17 protein-coding genes and 5 pseudogenes are annotated in these 21,653 nt (G+C 41.0%); 10 read left to right on the forward strand and 12 right to left on the reverse strand.

From position 1 onward, the window contains the following. Positions 1 to 38: 38 nt before the first annotated feature. The 7 genes from VL20_RS15015 to VL20_RS32770 form a co-directional block, all read right to left on the reverse strand. Positions 39 to 287, reverse strand: a complete 249-nt coding sequence (locus tag VL20_RS15015; protein WP_052276964.1) for a hypothetical protein — start codon at positions 285 to 287, stop codon at positions 39 to 41. Between the two features lie 29 nt (positions 288 to 316). Then, the gene (locus VL20_RS15020; RefSeq protein WP_052276965.1) at positions 317 to 1,594 is read right to left on the reverse strand and encodes a glycosyltransferase; all 1,278 of its coding nucleotides are present in this window, start codon (positions 1,592 to 1,594) and stop codon (positions 317 to 319) included. 140 nt (positions 1,595 to 1,734) lie between these two features. Continuing rightward, positions 1,735 to 2,805 (reverse strand): formylglycine-generating enzyme family protein, encoded by a 1,071-nt coding sequence (locus tag VL20_RS15025; protein ID WP_052276966.1) that lies wholly within the window; start codon positions 2,803 to 2,805, stop codon positions 1,735 to 1,737. A 183-nt stretch (positions 2,806 to 2,988) separates the two neighbouring features. After that, entirely contained in the window at positions 2,989 to 3,963 is a 975-nt protein-coding gene (locus VL20_RS15030; protein WP_052276967.1) for a methyltransferase domain-containing protein, read from the reverse strand. A gap of 279 nt (positions 3,964 to 4,242) precedes the next feature. After that, the gene (locus VL20_RS31210; protein ID WP_158499354.1) at positions 4,243 to 4,407 is read right to left on the reverse strand and encodes a hypothetical protein; all 165 of its coding nucleotides are present in this window, start codon (positions 4,405 to 4,407) and stop codon (positions 4,243 to 4,245) included. Positions 4,408 to 4,442: 35 nt separating this feature from the next. Further along, a complete protein-coding gene (locus VL20_RS15035; RefSeq protein WP_284525801.1) occupies positions 4,443 to 5,456 on the reverse strand; it encodes a glycosyltransferase family protein in 1,014 nt (337 codons plus the stop codon). Further along, entirely contained in the window at positions 5,393 to 5,899 is a 507-nt protein-coding gene (locus VL20_RS32770) for a hypothetical protein (RefSeq protein WP_284525802.1), read from the reverse strand. The genes VL20_RS15035 and VL20_RS32770 overlap by 64 nt, the downstream gene beginning before the upstream one ends. A 533-nt stretch (positions 5,900 to 6,432) precedes the next feature. Here VL20_RS32770 and VL20_RS15040 point away from each other — a divergent pair. The 5 genes and pseudogenes from VL20_RS15040 (at position 6,433) to VL20_RS15060 (ending at position 11,508) form a co-directional block, all read left to right on the forward strand. Continuing rightward, positions 6,433 to 7,803 (forward strand): ArnT family glycosyltransferase, encoded by a 1,371-nt coding sequence (locus VL20_RS15040; RefSeq protein ID WP_052276968.1) that lies wholly within the window; start codon positions 6,433 to 6,435, stop codon positions 7,801 to 7,803. Between the two features lie 39 nt (positions 7,804 to 7,842). Then, positions 7,843 to 9,446, forward strand: a pseudogene (locus tag VL20_RS33795) (hypothetical protein). A 64-nt stretch (positions 9,447 to 9,510) separates the two neighbouring features. Next, positions 9,511 to 10,368 (forward strand): glycosyltransferase, encoded by an 858-nt coding sequence (locus VL20_RS15050; RefSeq protein WP_052278479.1) that lies wholly within the window; start codon positions 9,511 to 9,513, stop codon positions 10,366 to 10,368. Between the two features lie 238 nt (positions 10,369 to 10,606). Then, a pseudogene (locus VL20_RS32785) lies at positions 10,607 to 10,906 on the forward strand (hypothetical protein); the annotation flags it as partial. Positions 10,907 to 10,974: 68 nt separating this feature from the next. Next, on the forward strand, positions 10,975 to 11,508 hold the full coding sequence (locus VL20_RS15060) for a MogA/MoaB family molybdenum cofactor biosynthesis protein (protein ID WP_004159364.1): 534 nt from the start codon (positions 10,975 to 10,977) through the stop codon (positions 11,506 to 11,508). Between the two features lies 1 nt (position 11,509). On the opposite strand, the gene VL20_RS15065 is transcribed toward VL20_RS15060, so the two are convergent. Further along, positions 11,510 to 12,121, reverse strand: a complete 612-nt coding sequence (locus tag VL20_RS15065) for a hypothetical protein (protein WP_052276969.1) — start codon at positions 12,119 to 12,121, stop codon at positions 11,510 to 11,512. Positions 12,122 to 12,250: 129 nt separating this feature from the next. On the opposite strand from VL20_RS15065, the gene VL20_RS15070 reads away from it, so the two are divergent. From VL20_RS15070 to VL20_RS15085, 4 genes and pseudogenes are all read left to right on the forward strand, one after another. Then, positions 12,251 to 12,916, forward strand: a complete 666-nt coding sequence (locus tag VL20_RS15070) for an urease accessory protein UreF (protein ID WP_052276970.1) — start codon at positions 12,251 to 12,253, stop codon at positions 12,914 to 12,916. A gap of 149 nt (positions 12,917 to 13,065) precedes the next feature. Then, the gene (locus VL20_RS15075) at positions 13,066 to 14,016 is read left to right on the forward strand and encodes a glycosyltransferase family 2 protein (protein WP_052276971.1); all 951 of its coding nucleotides are present in this window, start codon (positions 13,066 to 13,068) and stop codon (positions 14,014 to 14,016) included. A 5-nt stretch (positions 14,017 to 14,021) separates the two neighbouring features. Continuing rightward, complete coding sequence (hpsU, locus tag VL20_RS15080) at positions 14,022 to 14,612, forward strand: hormogonium polysaccharide biosynthesis acetyltransferase HpsU (RefSeq protein WP_052276972.1); 591 nt, start codon at positions 14,022 to 14,024, stop codon at positions 14,610 to 14,612. Between the two features lie 269 nt (positions 14,613 to 14,881). After that, positions 14,882 to 15,190: pseudogene (locus VL20_RS15085) on the forward strand (helix-turn-helix domain-containing protein); the annotation flags it as partial. 6 nt (positions 15,191 to 15,196) lie between these two features. On the opposite strand, the pseudogene VL20_RS15090 reads toward VL20_RS15085, so the two are convergent. Further along, a pseudogene (locus VL20_RS15090) lies at positions 15,197 to 16,409 on the reverse strand (ISL3 family transposase). A gap of 182 nt (positions 16,410 to 16,591) precedes the next feature. Between VL20_RS15090 and VL20_RS15095 the strand changes: the two are divergent. Next, positions 16,592 to 17,606, forward strand: a pseudogene (locus tag VL20_RS15095) (RNA-guided endonuclease InsQ/TnpB family protein); the annotation flags it as partial. A gap of 38 nt (positions 17,607 to 17,644) precedes the next feature. Here VL20_RS15095 and VL20_RS15100 read toward each other — a convergent pair. The 3 genes from VL20_RS15100 to VL20_RS15110 all read right to left on the reverse strand — a co-directional run bounded on the left by VL20_RS15100 (position 17,645) and on the right by VL20_RS15110 (position 21,608). Next, positions 17,645 to 19,396 carry a mechanosensitive ion channel family protein gene (locus VL20_RS15100; protein WP_284525805.1) on the reverse strand — a complete coding sequence of 584 codons (1,752 nt, stop codon included), beginning with the start codon at positions 19,394 to 19,396 and terminating at the stop codon, positions 17,645 to 17,647. Positions 19,397 to 19,567: 171 nt separating this feature from the next. Further along, complete coding sequence (locus VL20_RS15105) at positions 19,568 to 20,971, reverse strand: glutamate decarboxylase (RefSeq protein WP_052276974.1); 1,404 nt, start codon at positions 20,969 to 20,971, stop codon at positions 19,568 to 19,570. Positions 20,972 to 20,999: 28 nt separating this feature from the next. Next, positions 21,000 to 21,608 carry a DUF1345 domain-containing protein gene (locus VL20_RS15110; protein ID WP_052276975.1) on the reverse strand — a complete coding sequence of 203 codons (609 nt, stop codon included), beginning with the start codon at positions 21,606 to 21,608 and terminating at the stop codon, positions 21,000 to 21,002. Between the last annotated feature and the right edge of the window lie 45 nt (positions 21,609 to 21,653).

The raw sequence follows: 21,653 nt of genomic DNA on the forward strand, positions 1-21,653 counted from the left end.
AGCCTAAAAACCTTATCCAACAAGCTTTTTAGATTTATTCAGCCAGCCCTAGTTAGGGGGATTTCTTGGCGTTGGACGGCGTGAACAATGGGACAATGGGGGAAAGCATAATAATCGGGGTCGGCGGCCTTTGCCCAAGCAAAGTCATCGGCATTGTGATCAAGCCATTCCATCCCCTCTTTGAGACTTAATCCCCAGTAATCGGTTTCCTGTTGACCTTGGGCTGCTTTTAAGTCCCAAAAATTAAGGCTGCCAGAGGTTGAACGAGAGTTAAAAAGGGTTTGCATCACTAGAGGCCAAGTTTTCCCAGGCTTTCCTATTGCTTGCCGGACTTTTCGGGTTTAACATCCGTCGAACGCCAACTGAGTTTTAAATTCATCCAGAAGTTCCAAACGGTAACTATAGCGATCGCTATTAAGTTAGCAATATAGCGATTAATATGTAAGACATTGAAGAAAAAGTTTAAGAGCAGCACGTTGAGGATCAAACCGGCCAAACAAATAAGATTAAATTTCAGAAAACGTTTGCAACGCTGCTGCCACTGATTTTGGCCGGTGGACAAATCGCCAAAAGTCCAGCGATCGTTCCAAAGAAAATTATTAATAATAGCCACCTCGGCGGCGATAATCTTACTGCGAGTTACTCCCCAAGCGAGGGTAGTGGGATCGCTGAGGAGATAAAAGATAGCCATATCGACGAATACGCCACTAAACCCGACTAAACTAAAGCGAAGAAAGCGAGCGAGGGGGAATTGCCAACGCCTTTTCAGACGACCGAAACGACCGCGGGAACGCAATTTCAGCAAGTGCAGGATATATTCGATGTATTGTTGCCAGGTGACTTTGCTTTCACCGTCTTGACGCTCTTGGAAAACGTAACCCACTTCGGCGATCTGGTCGATATTGCCGCGGCCGATAACTTCGAGGAGAATTTTATAGCCCATCGGGTTTAAGATTGGGCCAGCGATCGCTTGTCGATTAACCATGAAATAGCCACTCATCGGATCCGATACCCGTCCCACCACATTGGGCAGAATGACTAATCCCAACAGCTGCGCCCCCCGGGAGAGGAAGCGTCGAGTCAGACTCCATTGGCTGACTCCACCCCCTTCCACATGGCGACTAGCCAGGGCGAGATCGGCTCCGGCTCTGGTTTGCTCGAATAATTTTAATAACACTTCCGGGGGATGCTGTAAATCGGCATCGATGACCCCAAGGATGTCGCCCCGTGCCACTTGCCACCCCCTCACCACTGCCGAGGATAGGCCTTTTTCTCCCTCCCGGCGCAGCACTCGCAGCTGGGGATATTCAGGGATTAAAGATGCGGCGACTTCCCAAGTGCGATCGGGACTATTATCATCGACAACGATCAGTTCGTAATCGTTGGGAAGGGCTTCGTCAAGTATTTGACTGAGAATGTTGACTAATTGAACGATATTTTGCCGTTCATTGTAGGTGGGAATGACTAGAGACAGGCTGAGAGGATAATTTTTTTCTTCTTCTAGGTTGCCGTCGTCCGGGGGAGGAGGAGATAAAGGTACCTGTAGATCTCCTGTGGGGGGAGTTAAGAAAAGATGAGACTGCTGTATCTTCATGAAAAATTTGACCTCACTCGCGGTTGATTTAGCTACAGACGCACTGACAACGGCAGAAGATTCTAAATACTTTTGGTCTTTTGGCAACCTACCCTATTGAACCATGCCTTTGTCGTCTCTTGGGCGGACACAAGCATTGATTAACCGGTACTATCGGCCATGACTCGTAAACCCAAGACGCTGTGGTGTTGATCGGGAAGGCAAAAGGTGCGATTGGCACTGCGTAGGTGCCTAGCTTCATCGCCCCAACTGCCCCCTCGCACTAAACGGGCGGAACGATAACGGGGCTGCAAGCGAGTATCCCTGTCTAACCAAGCACTACCATCCAGGGGCGGAGTTCCCTCGTAATTCCGGTGCCAGCTATCGGCGCACCATTCGCCCACGTTGCCGTGCATATCGTAGAGACCGAAATTATTGGGGGCGAAACTGCCCACCGGGGTAGTCCTGGCCAGATAGGCGCTGGCTGGTTCTTCCGCGTAGGGATCATAGACGGCAAAGTAATTGGCGCGCTCGCTGGTGAGGGTTTCCCCGCAGTAAAAGGGGGTGGTTGTACCGGCGCGACAGGCGTATTCCCAGCGCGATTCACTCGCTAGTCGGTAATCTTTGCCGGTGGCCTGGGAGAGTCGTTGACAAAATTCGATCGCCTCGTACCAGGAGACTCTTTCAACGGGCAAGTTATCCCCTTGAAAAAAGGAGGGCGCCGGGTTGAGTTCGAGATTAATTTTCGGAAGTTGGGCGATCGCTCGCCATTGTGCTTGGGTGATCGGGTATTTGCTCAGAAAAAAAGCCGCCGTCGTCAGGGAATTTTCTGGTTTTTCACTGCTAGTATGATCGCCTTTTTCCTCATTTTTCGAGCCTCGTTGAAAACTGCCCCCCGGAATAGCCACCATTTCTAGTTCGCTGCCGTTGCCTAAAGGTTCGCGCCAGGAGCGAGCGCTACCCTGACGGCGATCGATAATTTGCCCTTGACGATCAACGGTGACTGTTTCAAAGCTATATTCTGTCCACTGGAGATTTTGCGAATTTACTGGGCGAATTTGCCGCAAAAATTCCTCTATTGCCTCTATATTCTCGGCACTAGCTTGGTTTTGGTCGGCAGAATAACTGAGCCGAGAGGAGAGAAGGGTAGCTAGTCCGGCACTTCCTCCGGCTAGGACCGCTAATTTCAGCAAACTACGTCGGTTTAAGAGGGGATTAGGGGGATAGTTCATATTTTTAGGAGACTGGTCTGATATTTAGGCATTTCTAAGTAAGTAGTTATAATTAAATTGAAGATAGATTTTGGGTTCGATCCCCCCTGCCCCCTTGATAAGGGGGGTGCCGATAGGCGGGGGATCCCCCCTTAATCCCCCCTTGATAAGGGGGGTGTCTGACAACTTTTAACACCTACCTACTTAATCTTGATAGAAACGACTTTTTACTAAACAATAGGCTCTTTCATCGCCGTCACGACTGGCGGGATCGGAGTTTTCGGTATTACCTACTGTTATATAATCGCAAATTTCCCAGCCAGTTCGCTGTAAAATGCGGCGTAACCCGGCATTAGAAAAGATCCAATAGTTGGTGGAATCATTATTTGCTTCTAGTTCATCGAGTAAATAGGCTAGAGGAATCGCGGAAAGATCGACTCGATTAGCGGTATTACTCACCGTATTAAACTTAGTGACGCGGGTGCTAATCAGGCAATAATTGGCAGATTTTGCTAAGGTTTCGAGGGCATAGTAGGGATTTTTGAGATGGTATAAAATTCCTAAGAAGATGACTAAACTATAGCTTTTTTCGGGAAGGATAAACTGGGAATCTAAGTTAACATCATGAATCTCCACAGAGGAAGAAAGAGCAGTTTTGAGCAGTTTAACTCCTTGCATAAGATTAAAGTTAGTAGGAGCGTAGTCAACCACCTGTACTTTACAGCCCAAAGATTCCAGAAAAAACGCCAGATCCCCATCGGCACAACCAATATCAACAATCGGGTTTTCCGAGATTAATTCCAGGAGAAAACGGTTTTTACCCGTTAATAGTAATTCGAGAATCTCGAAGCAGGTTAAAGTGTTGTAAGGATACCAGCCAAAATTGTCGGGAGCGAGTTTTTCTTTTTCGGCATCCAATTGGACTCGGAACTGCCTGGACTTATTTTTGATGACGCTAATATCGAGCAGTTTGGGACTAATTTCTTGCAGTTCGGGAATGGTTAAGGATAACTGACCTAATCTTTCATAAAGAGCGTTTTTTTCCCGAATCATTTCTTGTTTTTCTTGATTCAAACTCTTCAGATGATCTTTGAGAGAATCTCGTTCTTCAATTAAAGTCTCTCGTTCATCAACTAAGCGAGGATATTTCCAGAACTTAAGATATTTCTTGATTTTCATCTATCAATAGGGAGGAATTAATTTTACTAAGTTAGTCTAGGGGGTGTCTGGCTGTTGGATATTTTTACCAAAACCACTCTAATAATACCATTAATCGGGATCATTTGTCAAGATATTTACCAAAAATTTTGAGGTTTAAAGTCAGCTTATTATTGGCTTTCGTTAATATATAAGCTGAGAATTTTTGCAGATAATTGATTTTGAATAATTATAGATTCTGGGTAACTTCCTTAGATAATTTTCCAATATTTGGGAAAATCTCGACAACTGGGACAGTATTCAATCAAAACAGTGGTGGAGAATTTCCCGGGCATTCAGTCCAAACCAAGCCTCATCTCCGTGCAATCTGGGGAAAGAGGAGAGGTTGACGATGATCACAAAAAGTATGTAGATTAAAATCAGAAAACTTAGGTAAATTGGCAAGATTTTAACTTTTTTCATCATCGAAGTTATCCCGCTTTGCCTAAGTATCTATGATCCTACTCGCCAGCTTCTTTGAGATAGCGATTGATATGATAATTCGGGTTAATTTGACAAGAATTCGAGCGCCTGTAAACGCAAGTTCCGTTAAAGCATTTCTCCCGTTGATAATCTCCGACGGCGGCCCTGTCTTGATTAAATAATAGATAATTAAAATAAGGTTGTAGTGCCTCAAAATTTTGGTTATCTTTGAGGAAATAAATCGGTACATCTTGGTGTAAGTAGGCGTATCCCCCCGTATATTGCCACGCCAATCCTTTTACTCCTAAACCGCAGAGTTTTTTCTCGCTACTTAAATACTGATAGGCCTGTAATTGTCCGCCGTGGGTTTGCCAGTGAGTATAGCCCGGTTTTTGCCAAGGCGGTCCGAAATTAAAAGTCTGGTCGGTATTAAAACGCCCCGCCAATAACCAGGATAGAAAAGCCCAAAGAAGTAAACTACTAAAAATAACAATAGTTTTGCTGGCGAGGGAACCTCGCATTAACGATAAACGCGAGACGAGAGTGGCGGTTCCCAAACCGGCGAGAATAATAATTAATGGTAGGGCAGGGAACATATAGCGATATTCTTTGTGACCTAAAAAGCTGTGAGAAAGGATAATAACTAGGGCCAGAAGGGCGAGAATCCAGTGACGACGAGCAGCGATTGCAGAGAAGAAGAGGATCGGAAGCAGCCACCAGGACCAATTGAGGGCTAACCAAGTAAAATATTGCTGCCAGGGGGATACGCCAAAACTATTAAATTTTCCTTCAAAAATATTAATCCAGATCAGTTTCCAAATCGATTGGAAGGGGGTGGACAAAGTGAAAGCGTCTAAAGCGCCACCCAGCAAAACTGGACCGAGAAAACCGAGGGCAAGGGGCAGTAATTGGGGAAAATTTTTTTGTCTAACTTGATAAATGAGGGCGATGGCGATGGCCGGCAGTAAATGAAATCGAAGATAGGTGGTCAATCCGTAGAAAAACCCCGTCCAATACAGTCGCTGACGAGAGGGGGATTTTTGCCGTAGCATCCTAAATAAACGCCCACCAGCAGGGAATAAGCGGCAATAACTTCGGTGAAGGCTTTCGGGGCAAAATAGATAAATTCAAACCAAATCGCACAAATACCGCCGGTTAGGATAGCGCCGGCCAAACCGATGCTTTCGTAGGCGATCGAGAATCCGATCCAAACGGGGATTAAAGATAGTAAACTGAGGAAAATCTTGACGCTGGCCAGATAGCCACTGGAGCCTTCCGAAAAACCAGCAGTTAGCTTCATAATCCCGCCAAGAATGCCCGGAAATAACCAAGAACGAATCCCGTCCCGAAAATCCCAAGGTATCATCCCATTGCCAAAAGCTAGTCGATGAGCCTGTTCTAAGGTCTGAAAAATTTCATCTGGCCAGAGAATATTAGGATAAGAGAAAGCGGCATTTAGACGCAGGAAAAGGGCAAAAATAAGAATTAATAACAACCAAACTCTAGAATAATTTAACTGACGAATCATGTGGGCAACTAAGGTAAAGATGTTGGCTTTAGGGGAAAATATAGGAATTTTTAACGGAGTAATTGTTGTTACTCGGCTATTGAGTAGGTGGGTGGAATTAAATATAAGATGAACGTAGGTTGGGTTGAAGTATGAAACCCAACGCCCGATTATGTTACGCTACCGCTAACCTATCCTACAAATAATTGTGCCTCCCTACTTAAGCTAATGTTTTTTAGCATATTGCTGATGGTAATGTCAATCTCTTAAGTTATAGTTTAGTAGGGAGAAACTGGGGAACTTTTCTGCTAGAAATGAGTCCCTTGCCTAGAGTTGGCTATAAAGATGAGTTTGCCCTTTGATACCCCTGAGAATTTACCAAGGAGAAATTATCAAGGTTAAGTCATCTCGATAATCAGGTATTTAATTGATCTGGGTTTGCCAAAAAATATAACCGTCAAACTGTGATACAATAGCGCGGGTTCACCCCAAAAGATAAATAGCGAGCCAATTTCAGAATAATGATGCAGCGAGATTTTATATTTAAGAATTTTGAAAAGTTTGATTACCGTCTATTTCTAGGTGTATTAATTACGGTCTTGGGATTTATCTTAAGATATTATCAGTACGATTCCTTACCCCCCTATAACTGGACTCAAGATGAATTTGCTTTTGCTTGGAGTGGCATGAGTTTGATTCAAGAGGGAGTTCCTACCAGTTGGTCTTTCCTCAGTCCCACGGATGATTTTCTGGTGAAAGTTTGGGAAAAAACTGCTGTTCGTTATCGTTTTGTTACCCCTTGGTTTGATCATCCTCCCTTGTTTGGATTAATTGTGGGTATGACGGCTATTTTATCGGGAGCAAAGGAATTTTTTGACTGTAGTTTAACAGTAATTAGGATTCCTTCTTTAGTTTTTGGCACTCTCTCTATTTTCTTGCTTTATTTATTAGCTTTACGTTTGACTAATACCGGGGTGGCGATTATAACTTCTTTAATTTTTGCCACTAACCCCAATACGGTTTTTTTATCTCGTTTAGTAGTTAGTGAAAATTTATTATTATGTCTAAGTTTAGCGGTAGCACTTTTATTCCTTCAGTACAGTGAAAAGTCTCAAAAAAAGTATCTATATTTGGCTATATTTCTAGGTGGTTTAGCACCTTTAGTTAAGGTGACAGGATTATATATTCTAGGTTCTCTAGTCGCTTTACTATTATTCCAAAAAAATTGGCGAGATAGCTTAATCGCTTCTCTGACGGCAGTTTTATCCTTTGGTTTGTATTACCTTTACGGTTGGTTTTATGATTTTAGTTGGTTTTTAACCACTCTCCAAGAACATAAAAATCGCTTTACGGATTTTGCTATGTTAAAAAATCTAGTTTTACCTACAGTTTTTTTTGAGGATGGTTGGTTAATTTTTAGTTGGATCACTCTGCTGTTAGTTTCCAGATTTACTTTAAAAATATCTAAGATACGATTAATTATTTTTCCTATATTAATTTATACAATTCTTCTTATTTTTTCTGGCGCTCAAAGCCATTACTATGCTTGGTATGTAATTCCTTACTATGGATTTCTCTTTCTAGTGCTTGGTATATTCTTAGACGATTTTCGTAAGAACCCTGATTTTATCAGTGCTACCACTATCTTTATTTTTCTTGTCGTTTGGTCGGTGAATTTAAATATTAAGGATTGGGTTTTGAGTTCCCCTTACGGTAGATATTACTTTATTATCGGAACGGCAATTATTTTAGGGGGATTTTTCTTTAATGATTTAACCGAGAAAAAATCGAAAATTTTAACTAATTTTGTTAAAATAATCATGCTTATTGTCTTTGTGGGATTGTTACTAGGTAATCTTAATCTCATCCTTAACTATAAATTGCCAAGTTAAGCTAGTAAAACTAAACAAATAAATCTTGAACTTTTAATTATGACAACCCTGAAACGTTTTCCAATTTCTCATCCCTTATTTTGGGCAATTATCTACTTTATTGCTTTGGGAATTATCTCGGTTATTTTAGGTCAAGATGTTAGTTGGGACTTACGCAATTATCATTTCTATAATCCCTATATGTTATTGACAGGAAGGTTTAAGTATGATGTCCTACCCGCACAGATACAAACTTTTTTTAATCCCCTCATCGATGTTCCCTTCTTTGTCGCTATTTATTATCTGAAATTGCCTCCGATTGTCGTGGGTTTTTTCATGGGAGGATTTCACGGGTTAAATCAGTGGTTAGTTCACCTAATCACCTATCATTCCCTAGATAAAGTTTCGGAAAGATACAAGATAACTTTAAGCATAGCGGCAGCGATTACCAGTATTTTTGGGGCAGCCTATATCTCGGAGTTAGGAACCAGTATTGGTGATAATACCACCAGTGTTTTCGTTCTGGGAGGATTATTTTTTATAGTTAGTAGTTTAGGGAAAAATCTGCCAATTCCCTCTAAAAATATTCTTTTAGCTGGACTCTTATTAGGATTGGCAACGGGATTAAAATTAACCAATGCTTTATATAGTATCAGCTTTTTGGTGGCCATTAATTTTTTACCCAATTCTTGGTCAGAAAAGTTACGCAATTTAATTCTATCAATTATCTCAATGGCCGTGGGGTTAGTCTCACTGCTGGTTATTGGATAATCTTAATGTGGACAAAGTTTGCTAATCCTCTTTTTCCCTTCTATAATAAAATATTTCAATCTCCTTATATCGAAACCGACTACAATTTTAAAGGGATACAATATTTGCCTAAAGATATCTGGCAATGGTTGTTTTATCCTGTTTATTTTATCCAGAGACAAACTCTTGTCTCTGAGGTTCCTTTCCAAGATAGCCGATTAGCTATAACCTATTTATTGATAATTTTACTAATAGTAGTGATTATTTTTCGTGCTATTTCTAAGCGCAATCTATCTTCTGAACCTGACTTAACCCACGGTGCAGTTTTAGGGTTTTTACTGCCTTTTTCTCTGACCGCTTACTCTATTTGGTTAGTGGGATTTTCTATCTATCGTTATCTGATGCCATTAGAATTAATCACTCCCACTTTAATTATTTTGATTATTGCCTATCTTTATCCTCGCAAGAAACCATTATTAATCATAAATTTGGTAATATTTTCCTTAATTGTCACTACGGTTAAACCGATGGATTGGTGGAGAATGGGATGGTCAGATCATTATTTTGGTATCGATAGTCAAGCATTAAAACCCTACGAAAATTCCACGATTGTTATCTGGGGAGATGAAGGAACATCTTTTATCGTTCCTTATTTTCCCGCTTCGACTCGTTTTGTGAGACTCAAAGGCAATACTGGAGTCAGTGAGGGAACTTTAATGCGAAAAAATGCCGAGACATTTATTGCTAATACTCCCCCAGAATCTCTCTACATTCTCCAGACAGACTTTAATAAAAAATCTCCTGATATAGTGGAGGATTTAGCCAAGGAAAATCTCGTTATTGACTTCCAAAGTTGTCAACCCTTTCCCACCAAAATCGAAAATTTTAATCTCTGTCGTCTTCAGAAGAAGTAATTCTCACGGGAAAGCTATTCTCTAACCATTGTTAATTGCTAGTGACTCCTACCTTTTATCAGTAATGATTTATCTATTGACGGTTAACTACAATTGCGGGGAATTAATTAAGCGTTTAATTGCTTCCCTCAACGATGACTTATCTGCTACTCTCATCATTGTTAACAATTCCCCTGAAGATAAAAATATCCAATCTTTAGCAGCGCAAAGAGTCAAGATTATTGAAGCGGGGGAAAATTTAGGATTTGGGAAAGGATGTAATCTAGGACTTGATTGGATTTATCAACAAGACAGAGAAGCTATCGTTTGGTTAGTTAATCCCGATGCTTACTTATTACCGGACTCTCTGGAGAAAGCAAGCAAATTTTTTCAGCAATATCCCGAAGTTGCCATCGCTGGTACAGAAATTTACGAACCGGATGGTAAAATCTGGTTTGGTTGGGGAAAATTTAATGCCAAAATCGGCACAATTAACGTGGTGGAGGAATCCTTAGACTATGGAGATAAACCCTATTTTATTCCTGACTGGGTGACGGGATGCAGTTTATTAATTAATTTCTCGAATTTTTCCACTTGTCCCCATTTTGATCCCGATTACTTTCTCTACTACGAAGACTTTGATTTTTCCCGAAGATACGCAAAACAAGGCTATTTAGTTGTTGTTACCAATCAGATTAAAATCATTCATGAACCATCTTCTATTACCCGTCGCTATGGTTATCTAAGACTAACTCATAATATCTATAGTTATCTTCTCAGTCTCGAAAAACATACGACTTTAACTATCCTTGTTTATCGCTTGCTGCGGATGAGTTTTATGTCTTTACTGATCCTTCCTATTAAACCCAAATTCTCCCTAGCCAAGTTACAGGGAATTCAACTCTATTGTCAAAGAATTATCACTAAACTGCGTCTAGGTTGAAACCCGTATTTTTGCCGCTTCAGGCAGCAGGTATTATTCTTACTAAATCCTGTGTAAAAGCTATAGGAGAGCGGGGAGCGGGGAGTAGTGGTGATGGTGAGCTATCTTGCTGATTTAGTCTGACAGGTCTAATGACCCGAAAAATCAGGAAAAGTGAGCGATTCATGTTAATTTTTATCTCAAATGTCGGGGTGAAGACCGGAAGCGCTCAGCGCGACGGGATGAAACCCCGACCAATATAAAAGAGCGAAGCACGACTAAGAAAAATCTTGGCACGGTTAAACTGAAAGGAACTAGAGACTTAAACTTTTACCCTATAGACCAAATTAAACGAGTTAGGATTGTTAAACGAGCAGACGGTTACTATGTCCAATTCTGCCTTAGCGTTGATATTCGGGAATAGGCAAAACCCTTAAGACCGACTAAAAGATGTGTAGGATTGGATGTAGGCTTAAAAGTTTTCTACGCTAATAGTGATGGGGAAACGGTAGAAATACCGCAATACTATCGCCAGGCAGAAAAAAGATTAAATCGTCTGACCCCCCCTTGCCCCAAGGAGGCCCTCTGGCGAATGTTGGATACGTCCTGTCAGATTAAGGAAACTCGATGAACCAAGAATCCCTCGCTTTTAGTGACGGGAGTGTCAATCCCCATCCCGACACCGCCCCCCTTAACCTTACCTGTGCCGTAGTCACGGTGAGCGATACTCGTACCCCAGAGACGGATAGGAGTGGCCAAATAATTCAAGAGTTACTAACTCGATCGGGTCATGATATCGGCCTATACTTAATTATCCCCGATCAACCCTTACAAATTCAAGCAATCTTACCAGAGATTAGTAATCAAAATCAGATAAAAGTCTTAATTCTCAATGGGGGTACGGGTATTGCTCCCAGAGACAATACCTATGATGCTTTAGTACCTTTATTAAGGATTACTTTGCCCGGTTTTGGCGAATTATTTCGTTATCTCAGCTATCAGGAAATTGGCTCCCGTGCCATGGCATCAAGGGCAATAGCTGGGGTTTATCAAAACTTATTAGTCTTTTCTCTCCCCGGTTCCACTAATGCCGTTAAATTAGCCCTAGAAAAACTGATTCTTCCCGAAATTTTACATCTGGTTAAACAGATGAATGGATAATTTATTGGGATTTGATCTGGGCGGAAATTTCTTGAAAACATACATCCCAAAAATAGCCAGCTAGATTCACAGCACTTAACAGTTTAGGAATTCCTTCACTTAGACTAGCAAAACCTTGATTTTTAATCTGGAGAAAATCGATAGCGATTGCCAAAGTTAAAAGTGCTAAAGCGATGATTAAAATTTGGTAATAAGTTTGTCTTATTCGCCGCCAAAATGCTAAACCATAAATCAGAATTGCGAGGGCATAAACGGAGATAGTCAAGAATTTGGGAATATTAAAATAGAGGAGAATAATATGAATTCTGAAGATTTCATTGATGGCAAAAAGTCCCGTTATTATGCCAGAAACAAGTAAAAAATGGCGAGAATTATTGAAACTTGCCTTGCGGGACAACAAAGTATAACTAAAAAGGCAAACAATCGGGGGCAGACAACAAAGCAATTGAAAAGAATGGGTTAATAAACCAGCGAGCGGAGTTGGGGGAGTAGCGGGAGGATAAAATAAAAGACTAGAGTGTAATTTTTCCCGATCAACCCCAGCAATCAAAGCTAAAATCAAGAGGAGAACGACAAGATTTATTTTCAGAAAATGCTGTTCTCGTGAGGACATAAGTATAGTAGTTTATAATTGTGGCTATTAACCACGGTATAATTCACAGAGTGCCGCTTTCTACCGATCTACATACCGAAGTGCCAAGGGTTTCCCTAATTGTGTTAAGGACAATTTTCTCGGTTTTCTATGCTCAATCAAAAAGAACTTTTGTGTTTATTACAATTGGCTAGTCCCATTTTACCCGTGGGGGCCTATAGTTATTCCGAAGGGCTAGAAACCCTCGTCGAAAAGGGGATTATCTCTAATAGTGCCAGCTTAAATGATTGGTTAGAGCGATCGCTTTGTCAAGGCTCGATTCGCTTAGAAACGGCTGTTTTGCTAAGGGTATATCGTTGTTTTTGTCAAGAGGATTTTACAAAACTTAATTATTGGGATAACTGGTTATCGGCAACGCGGGAAACAGCCGAATTAAGACAGCAAAGCTGGCAAATGGGGCGATCGCTGTTAAACTTATTGCGGGAGTTAGCACCGGCCAGAGATAATCTACCAGAACAGGCTAATTATGCCACCGCTTTTGCGATCGGGGCAAGTCATTGGCAAATTGGCCAAGAATTAGCGGTTTTAGGCTATTTACACAGTTGGGCAAGTAATTTAATCAATGCAGGATTGCGTTTAATTCCCCTTGGACAAACCCTAGGACAAGCACTTCTGATCGGTTTACAGCCCAGTTTATTAACAGCAACAGCAGATATTATCAGTTTAGCCGATGAAAACCTGAGTAGTTGGAGTTGGGGGCTAAGTTTTGCCAGTATGAACCACGAAACCCAGTATAGCCGTCTATTTCGCAGTTAGAAATTTAGGGAGAAGAGCAGCACAATGACAGAAAAAACCGAATAAGGTATAGTATGATTGAAAAAAATCTTAAGTCCTAGTTCTCGCTTTCTGAGTAACTAAGGGTTTTAAGGAAAGGTGCGAACACTCTACCTAGCCACAGTGTACCAATGTTTAGTCAATCAGAAAAAATTCCCGTTTCGGTGTTAATTCCCGCCAAAAACGAGGAATCTAACCTTCCCGCCTGTTTAGAGAGTGTTGCTAGGGCTGATGAAGTGTTTGTCGTCGATTCCCAAAGTAGCGATCGCTCGATCGAAATATCTACCAACTATGGGGCTAATGTAGTCCAATTTTATTTTAATGGTCGTTGGCCGAAAAAGAAAAACTGGTCCCTCGATAATCTGCCTTTTCGCAATCAATGGGTATTAATCGTCGATTGTGATGAGAGAATCACCCCCGAACTATGGGACGAAATCGCCACCGTGATCCAAGATCCCGACTATAACGGTTATTATCTCAATCGTCGCGTCTTCTTCCTCGGACAGTGGATCCGTTATGGTGGCAAGTATCCCGACTGGAATCTGCGTTTATTTAAACATAAGTCGGGCAGATACGAGAATTTAAACACGGAAGATATCCCCAACACGGGAGATAACGAAGTTCATGAACACGTTATCCTTGATGGCAAGGTGGGATATCTGAAAAATGATATGCTGCACATCGATTTCCGCGATATCTATCATTGGTTAGAAAGACATAATCGTTATTCCAACTGGGAAGCGCGGGTTTATTACAATATTCTCACGGGTAATGACGAAAGCGGCACGATCGGAGCGAACCTGTTCGGTGATGCGGTGCAGAGAAAACGTTTTTTAAAGAAAATTTGGGTAAAACTGCCCTTTAAACCGCTGCTGCGCTTTATTCTCTTTTATGTTATCCGTCTCGGTTTCTTGGATGGCAAAGCCGGTTATATCTACGGTCGTCTTTTGAGTCAGTACGAATACCAAATAGGGGTTAAATTGTACGAATTACGGCAATTTGGCGGTAAATTAAACGTTAATGCCCAGGCTAATCCCCCGGTTAAACCCTCGGAACCTCAACCCGCAGAAATGATTAAATAAGTCCTATGTCCCCAGAAATCCGCACCGATGAGGAAGCGTGGCTAGATCTGCGTACCTACGATCAATCTTGGTTCGATCGCGGTCGTTCTAATCCAATTATCCTACTTTGGTGGTTAGTACAGGGGATTCTTTTCCCCCTTAGTTTGCACCAGATGGATAGCTTTCGCTGCGCTATTTTGCGACTATTCGGGGCTAAAATCGGCCTTGGGGTGAAAATTCGCCCGACGGCAAGGGTTTCTTATCCTTGGAAAGTGGCGATCGGCGATTATACTTGGATTGGCGATGATGTGGTGATTTATAGTTTAGATAACGTTACCATCGGCAGTCATTGTGTGATTTCTCAAAAATGCTATCTCTGCACTGGCAGTCACGATCCCTGCGATCGCTCTTTTGGCTTAAAAACCACTCCCATCCTCATTGGTAATGGTACTTGGATCGCGGCCGATTGTTTCCTGGCTCCGGGGGTAAAAATTGGCTCTAATGTTGTTATTGGGGCAAGAAGTAGCGTATTTGCCGATATTCCCGCTCAAAAGGTCGCTTGGGGCAGTCCCTGTCGTCCTCAATACGATAGAAAGATGAATTCTTATAGTAGTTAAGCTTAAGAGGCATTTTATCTCAAATGTCGGGGTGAAGACTCAAATCAGCAACGCCTAAATCAGCCATTTGTTCGTCCTAAAGTCGAAAGTCTTGCTCATAGGATACCGTCATTGATTTATCTCTTTCTAAGCTCAATTAACATTACATTAATAATCCGCCAAAAGTGAGAGCCTAAAAACGGATGTGGTGTCATCGAAAATTTTGGGTCTGAAACCCCGTCGTTCTACGACGGCTTTACTGTTAAATATGAGCATCGTTTACGAAATATATGCTAAAATGTGAGACATGGAAAAGCTATCGCTACCGATTTTACCCCACACCCGAACAAGAGTCGCTATTGCGGCGCACTTTGGGCTGTGTAAGATTGGTTGACAATAAAGCTCTCCATCTCAGAACACAAGCTTGGTACGAAAGACAAGAAAGAGTAGGATATACTGAAACTTCTTCAATGCTAACCGATTGGAAAAAACAAGAAGAATTAGAGTTTTTAAACGAAGTTAGCTGTGTACCTTTACAACAAGGGTTAAGACATTTACAAACAGCTTTTACCAATTTCTGGCTCTTCGTTACCCTTTATGCTAAATCAACATACAAGATGCCAAGATAACATACTTCTAACCCAAAAATTCCGAAAGTTTCTAAAGCCATAGCCTCTCCGTTTTATTAGTTTAAGTTTATTGTTGATTCCCTCGACCACCCCATTCGTTGTCCTTCGCTCGAAATAACTAATTATTTCTCCAAACCAGTTTCGGATTGTTTGACAACTCTTGGTAAAAACACTGGAGGATTTTGCCAACCATTCCGAGATGGATAGCATTCCCTCTGTCGAATTCTCTGAGGTTTCATAAATCTTTCTAAATTCTTCCTTTAATTCCTGCATCTTTTTCAAATTTGGGAATTTTTCTTTGATAGCTTCTAGTTTGATTTTTTGAGTTTCCGTTAAATCTTCTTCATTTTTTAACAGACTATATTTACTTCGCTTTAAAACTTCTAGCTTCGCTTCTTTTTCCGCTTTCTGTTTTTTATTTTTCTGCGCTTCTACCGCTCTTTTTCTGCTTTTCTCTGTTCGTCTAACTCTTGATTAATTTGTTCATTACATGGAATCTATCGGCGACTACCTCGGCCGATGGCATCAATTCTTTCACTAAATTTTTATAGGGCAACCAAAGGTCTATGCTGACTTCTTCAATTTGCTCTAACACCTCTTTTCCCCACCCTGTAAGCGTTTCCCTCAATTCTTCTTGTGTTCGCTTCTCTAGAATAGCTATTAGTTTTACCGTATCTAAATTTACTAAAACCGCACAGTAATTTTTTTGTCTTTTGACTAGAGCGATTTCGTCAATTCCTAGTCTTTTTAATTTCGATAGGTCTGTCTCTGTAATTTCTTCAGCTATGTCCTCTATCATTCTTTGAATCTCTTCTTCCGTTACGTCATTTCTTCGACTAACATTTAAAATATCTCCTTCTTTTAATTGTTCGAGTATATTCTCGGCTAGTCTTTTCGTATAGGTTCGTTTCTTGGCGACAAAATCTAACTCTTCGCTAAAGGGTTTCTGACAATTATCGCACTTAAATTGACGACGATTAACCTGTAGGTACACTGGTTGTCCTGAGATTGGTAAATCTTTGACTAAATGTCGATGATTTTGGTGGAGTTTATCGCTCTCTAACCCACAACGAGGACAGGTTGCTTTTTGATTTTTCGATTCGATTCGGCAAACTATACCGATATTTTCTAGGTGTAGATAGCCTTGAATACAGGTTCCTTTTAGGTTCAAAAATTTGTCAAGTATCATAAGTAAAATAATCTCGTTTTTGGCTATTATATCAAATCTTAACTCAATTGTCTATCTTTTGGTATTAACCTGTTTGTGCCTTAAGTCCTTCCCTGTATGGATTTCAGCTACTTTTGAGCGTAGGCGCTCTCATCGAATTTTATTTTAAGTTAATTATTTGCATAACAATTCCCGAAGAGCCCAATTTCTTTGCTGGTCGTACTAAGTATCCTAACTTTAAGAAAAAACATCAGGGAGGAAGTGCCGAATTTACCAAGTCTGCTTTTAAATTTAAAGACAAACAAATCTATTTAGCTAAATGCACAGAACCCTTAGCGATTCGCTGGTCGCGACAAATACCAGAAAGCTGTGAACCAAGCACAGTAACAGTCAGATTACATCCTTCTGGACGTTGGCATATCTCAATAAGATTTGATGACCCAACAATTAAGCCATTACCAGTAACAGATAAAGCCATCGGAATTGACTTAGGAATTAGTAGCCTCGTGATTACCAGCGATGGTGACAAAGTATCTAATCTTAAGCATTTTAAAAAGCATTATCGGAGACTGCGAAGAGCATCTAAAAGCCTTTCTAGAAAACAGAAAGGGTCAAAAAATCGGGAAAAAGCGAGAATCAAAGTAGCCAGAATTCACGCCCAAATTACTGATAACAGAAAAGACCATTTACATAAGCTAACCACTCAATTAGTTCGTGAAAACCAAACGATTGTGGTTGAGAATTTAGCCGTCAAGAATATGGTCAAAAACCCGAAATTATCTCAGGCAATATCTGACGTTAGTTGGGGAGAAATAACCCGACAATTAGCCTAAGTAGTCATGCAAAATTAATTACCTGCCCGATCGAGCTAAAACCCTTACGGGGCAATGATCGTCATGTGTAAATAATTTTGCCTAGGTACTTATAAATGCCGTTGGTACGGCAGAAATTACATCGAAATAGATAGATGGTTTCCCAGTTCTAAAAGGTGTAGTAATTGCGGGTATATTGCCCTTGAAAATGCCGTTAAATGTTCGAGAGTGGGACTGTCCAGACTGTGGGACGCACCATGACCGAGATATTAACGCTAGTAAAAATATTTTGGCCGCAGGGCTTGCGGTGTCAGTCTGTAGAGCGACCATAAGACCAGAACAGAGTAAATCTGTTAAGGCAGGTGCGGAACCCCGCAAGGGAAAGAAGCAGAAACCTAAATCGTGAGGTTTGGGAGTCACCGTCCGTTTACGGCGGTGAGGATGTCAAAATGTGTTGTTTTCCTGATTGTCTGAAGATTGAACGCGAAAGGGAGGCGCGACATAATCGGAAGGCAAATAATTTTCGGGAATGGTTGTTGTATTTCCATCTCGTAGGGAGGTGTAACTGGGAGAGAGAATCTCAATCCCAGCTTCATTACACTTGTCTTGAATATTTTGATGGAGTTCTGAATAAATTATTACCATCAAATTGGGTTGGTTAGTGTAAGCGTTTAATTGATAACTGATGTAAAAATTATCTAGGCTAGTTTGCAGGACAAAAGGTGCGGGTTCTTTGAGAATATGCTCAGTTTCTAGAGCCGCTTCAATTAAGGTTTTGTGGGCTTTTCGCCAAGGCAGATCGTACCCTAGGGTAATCGTTGTCTGAATAATTAGATTTCTGTTTAATTCCCGTGAGGAAATACTAAAGTTAATCACATTACCACTTAATAAAGACGAGTTAGGAATAGTAATGATTTTATTAGTAGGAGTACAAATGCGAATAACTAGGAAGTTTTTTTCAATTAGATCGCCAATTACATCTCCTATTTGAATGTGATCTCCGATGCGAAAAGCACGGGTATAAATAAGAATAATTCCCCCAATAACATTGGCGATCGCTGAAGTAGAACCAAGGGATAAAAGAAGACCAAGAAAAACAGAAATGCCTTGAAAAGCTGGAGAATTAAAACCGGGCAAGTAGGGAAAAGCCACTATTGCTGCTATGGCAAGAATTATGACTAATAGGATATTGTAAGTCGGTTTAGCCCAATCAGTATAAAAACCCGGAATAACCAGATTTCCTCTTTCTATTGCTGTAAAAAAGGGCTTGATTAGCCGGATTAAGTAGTAAGTTATAAAAATGATTATGGCAATAATAAAGGCATTGGGAAGATATTTGCCAATGGACGACAAAACCAGTTCTAATGATTGATAAAAATAACCTAAAATACCCTCGCCAAAAACTCTTGTCCAGGGGAATAAACGAAGGACAAATGTAGCATAATTAAATAATAATAAAAACAGAACAAACAAGCGAATTATCCGAAGAACTCGCAGCCAAAAAAAGCTTATATTAGAGGAAGATATGATCTCAACATTCCCGATTTGAATGCCTGGCGTCAAGGATTCAATCAAACGTCTAATAAAGGGAAATAGCTTCCCTGAAATTTTGATAACTGCAAAGCTAATAATCAGGAAGGCAAAGCTGGCTATAACCGTATAAATGATGTTCTTAAGTAGTTGTTCGGGTTTTCGATCTTGGCGATATTGAGCGATAGCAACCTGAATTTTTTGTAAAGCTTGTTGAGCTAAAACCTCCGGCGTTGAACGATAGGCTTTTGCATCTCGCTCCGTCACCGTTAGAATTACTTCTTGATCTACACTTAAATAAAGTGAGTTATCATCAGGAATCTGCTTAATTGTCAGGTTATCAACAGGAATAGAATCATTTTGAGCAATTCTTTCAATTCTCCGGGTAATAGCGTTAGCTCTCTCCTCCGCCGAAAATGAAGAAACTCCCCGCCGGATAAAAAAGAGGGGTTTTCCATCTAACATAACTGGAAAGCCGTCAATTTTATTTTCCAGTTGTGTCGGATTTTGAGCTATTCCCAAAAGAGGGGAGGTTAGAGTCAGTAGTAAAACTACAAAAAATATGACCAAGGTATGCCCAATTTTTTTCATCCATCCTCTAGCTTTAGATGGTGTAGTTAGCATTAAATATCTTTGATTAATATCGACAACTGGTACAAATTGCATAGGATTAAGTCAGATTTTTTTGTGTGTATTCGGGTAATATTTAGGCATTACTGTCCTCGATGAGGTGCAGAGAGCCTAGGTTGAGACAGGAGTGGAAAAATTGGCAACACCAGGACTTTGTAAGGGTTGCCAATATTTAGGGAATTTAAGCGAGTTTTTCCTCAACATCTGTTAGTGATGAAAATGGGAACCAGATAATTTTGACTGATAATTAGACTGAGATTGAAAAAAGGCGATCGCTGAGTGAATATCCCGCAACAACAGAGCCGCCATATCACGACTAAATCCCTCCTTGATCACCACGCGCTGCACGGTTAAATCTTGGCGATTTTTGGGCATTGTATAGGCAGGAACTAACCAACCCCGCTCGCGCAATTTATCAGCTAAATCGAATAAACTATAATTAGATTGATCGCTAATTGTCTCCTTTAATTTCCAAGCAAAAACTGGAATAGTGCTGCCATCGGTAATCAATTCAAACGGTCCCATCTTAGCGATTTCCCCCGATAAATACAGGGCCGTATCTCTACAGGCTTGATGAATTTGTCGATAACCCTCTTTACCCAAGCGTAAAAAATTATAATATTGAGCGACTACTTGATTACCAGGGCGAGAAAAATTCAGAGCAAAATTAGGCAGATCACCGCCTAAATAATTACAATGAAAGATTAATTCTTCTGGTAATTCTTGCCGATCTCGCCAGATAATCCAACCGACACCGGGATAGACTAAACCGTATTTATGCCCGGAAGCATTAATCGATTTAACCCATTTGAGGCGAAAATCCCAGACTAAATCGGGATCGAGAAAAGGGGCAATAAAACCACCACTAGCACCATCGACGTGCAGGGGAACTTGCCAGCCGGTTTCTCTGTTCAATTTTTCCAGGGCATCATTAATTTCTTGGACGGGTTCGTAACTACCATCAAAGGTACTACCCATAATTGCAATTACCCCGATCGTATTCTCATCAATTAGTTTAATTGCCTCGGTCGCATTGAGATGAAAACGACTCCCTTCCATCGGCACAAAACGCGGTTCTACCTCCCAATAACGAGAGAATTTTTCCCAACAAACCTGCACATTAATGCCCATGACTAAATTAGGTTTGTCGGTGGGTTTACCCTCTTTTTGTCGGCGTTTGCGCCATTGCCATTTTAAAGCCATGCCTCCCAACATCGCCGCTTCACTGGAACCAATGGTAGAACAACCGGTTGCAGCTTCGCTTTCGGGAGCATTCCAGAGTCTAGCGATCATATTCACACAACGCAGTTCAATTTCGGCGGTTTGTGGGTATTCATCCTTGTCAATCATGTTTTTATCGAAGGTTTCCGCCATTAATTGTTTGGCTTCCGGTTCCATCCAAGTGGTGACAAAAGTAGCCAGATTCAGGCGAGAATTACCATCAAGGGCGAGTTCATCGCGGATTAAATTGTAGGCCACCGCCGGCGGCATTTCTCCCTCGGGAATCTCGTATTTAGGTACAGCGGAAGTCAGGGCGCGGGAAGCATAGGTGGGGGTAATTAGTGCTTCTTCCGGACTGAGGCGATCGAGATTAATTTTCTGATGAACCATGACTTCCTTAATAAAATATCTTTTTTGCTTAGAGTAAATTACCAATCATGCCAAAAATAATAGCAATAATCGAGACGGATAAAAAATAGGAAAGCATCCCGTGGGTTGCTACCAGCTGCCGCATTGCCGTACTATTAATACTTGTATCAGAGGTTTGATAACAAGCCGCCATACAAAAACCTTGATAGAGAAATTCCGTCCAATTAGGTCGATCGCAATCGGGAAAAACTAGGCCTTTACCATCGTGATAGTAGCGTACTGCATATTCTTGGCTGTAGATCAATTGTATGGCTAACCAAGCACTAATAATACCCAAAAAACCACAGGCAAAATGAACGATGGCGTGTTCGGAAGCGATCAGATAAATTAATAGTCCGAAACTGCCGATCGTATAAAATAGGGATTCCAGAAATGCCCCCCGATGATTGGGAGGTTTTAATAGTTCTAGCTGCCAGGGGGCAAGGCAAGAAATTCTGTAAGCTAGTAACATAATTGCCACTATCAAAGCGAAAAGAAAAGCTAAAACCAGTCGCAGAGTAATAGTTACCGGCAGCATTAAGACAATCAGAGCGACAATTATTTGACAGAGCCAGCGAATTTGAGTATAGCTGGGTTTTCTAGCGGTTTTTTTGACCATAGATCAAAGCAGAATTATCCCTAACTATTCTCTCATAAAAATCTG

The sequence above is a fragment of the Microcystis panniformis FACHB-1757 genome (genome assembly GCF_001264245.1).
Taxonomy (GTDB): Bacteria; Cyanobacteriota; Cyanobacteriia; order Cyanobacteriales; family Microcystaceae; genus Microcystis; species Microcystis panniformis.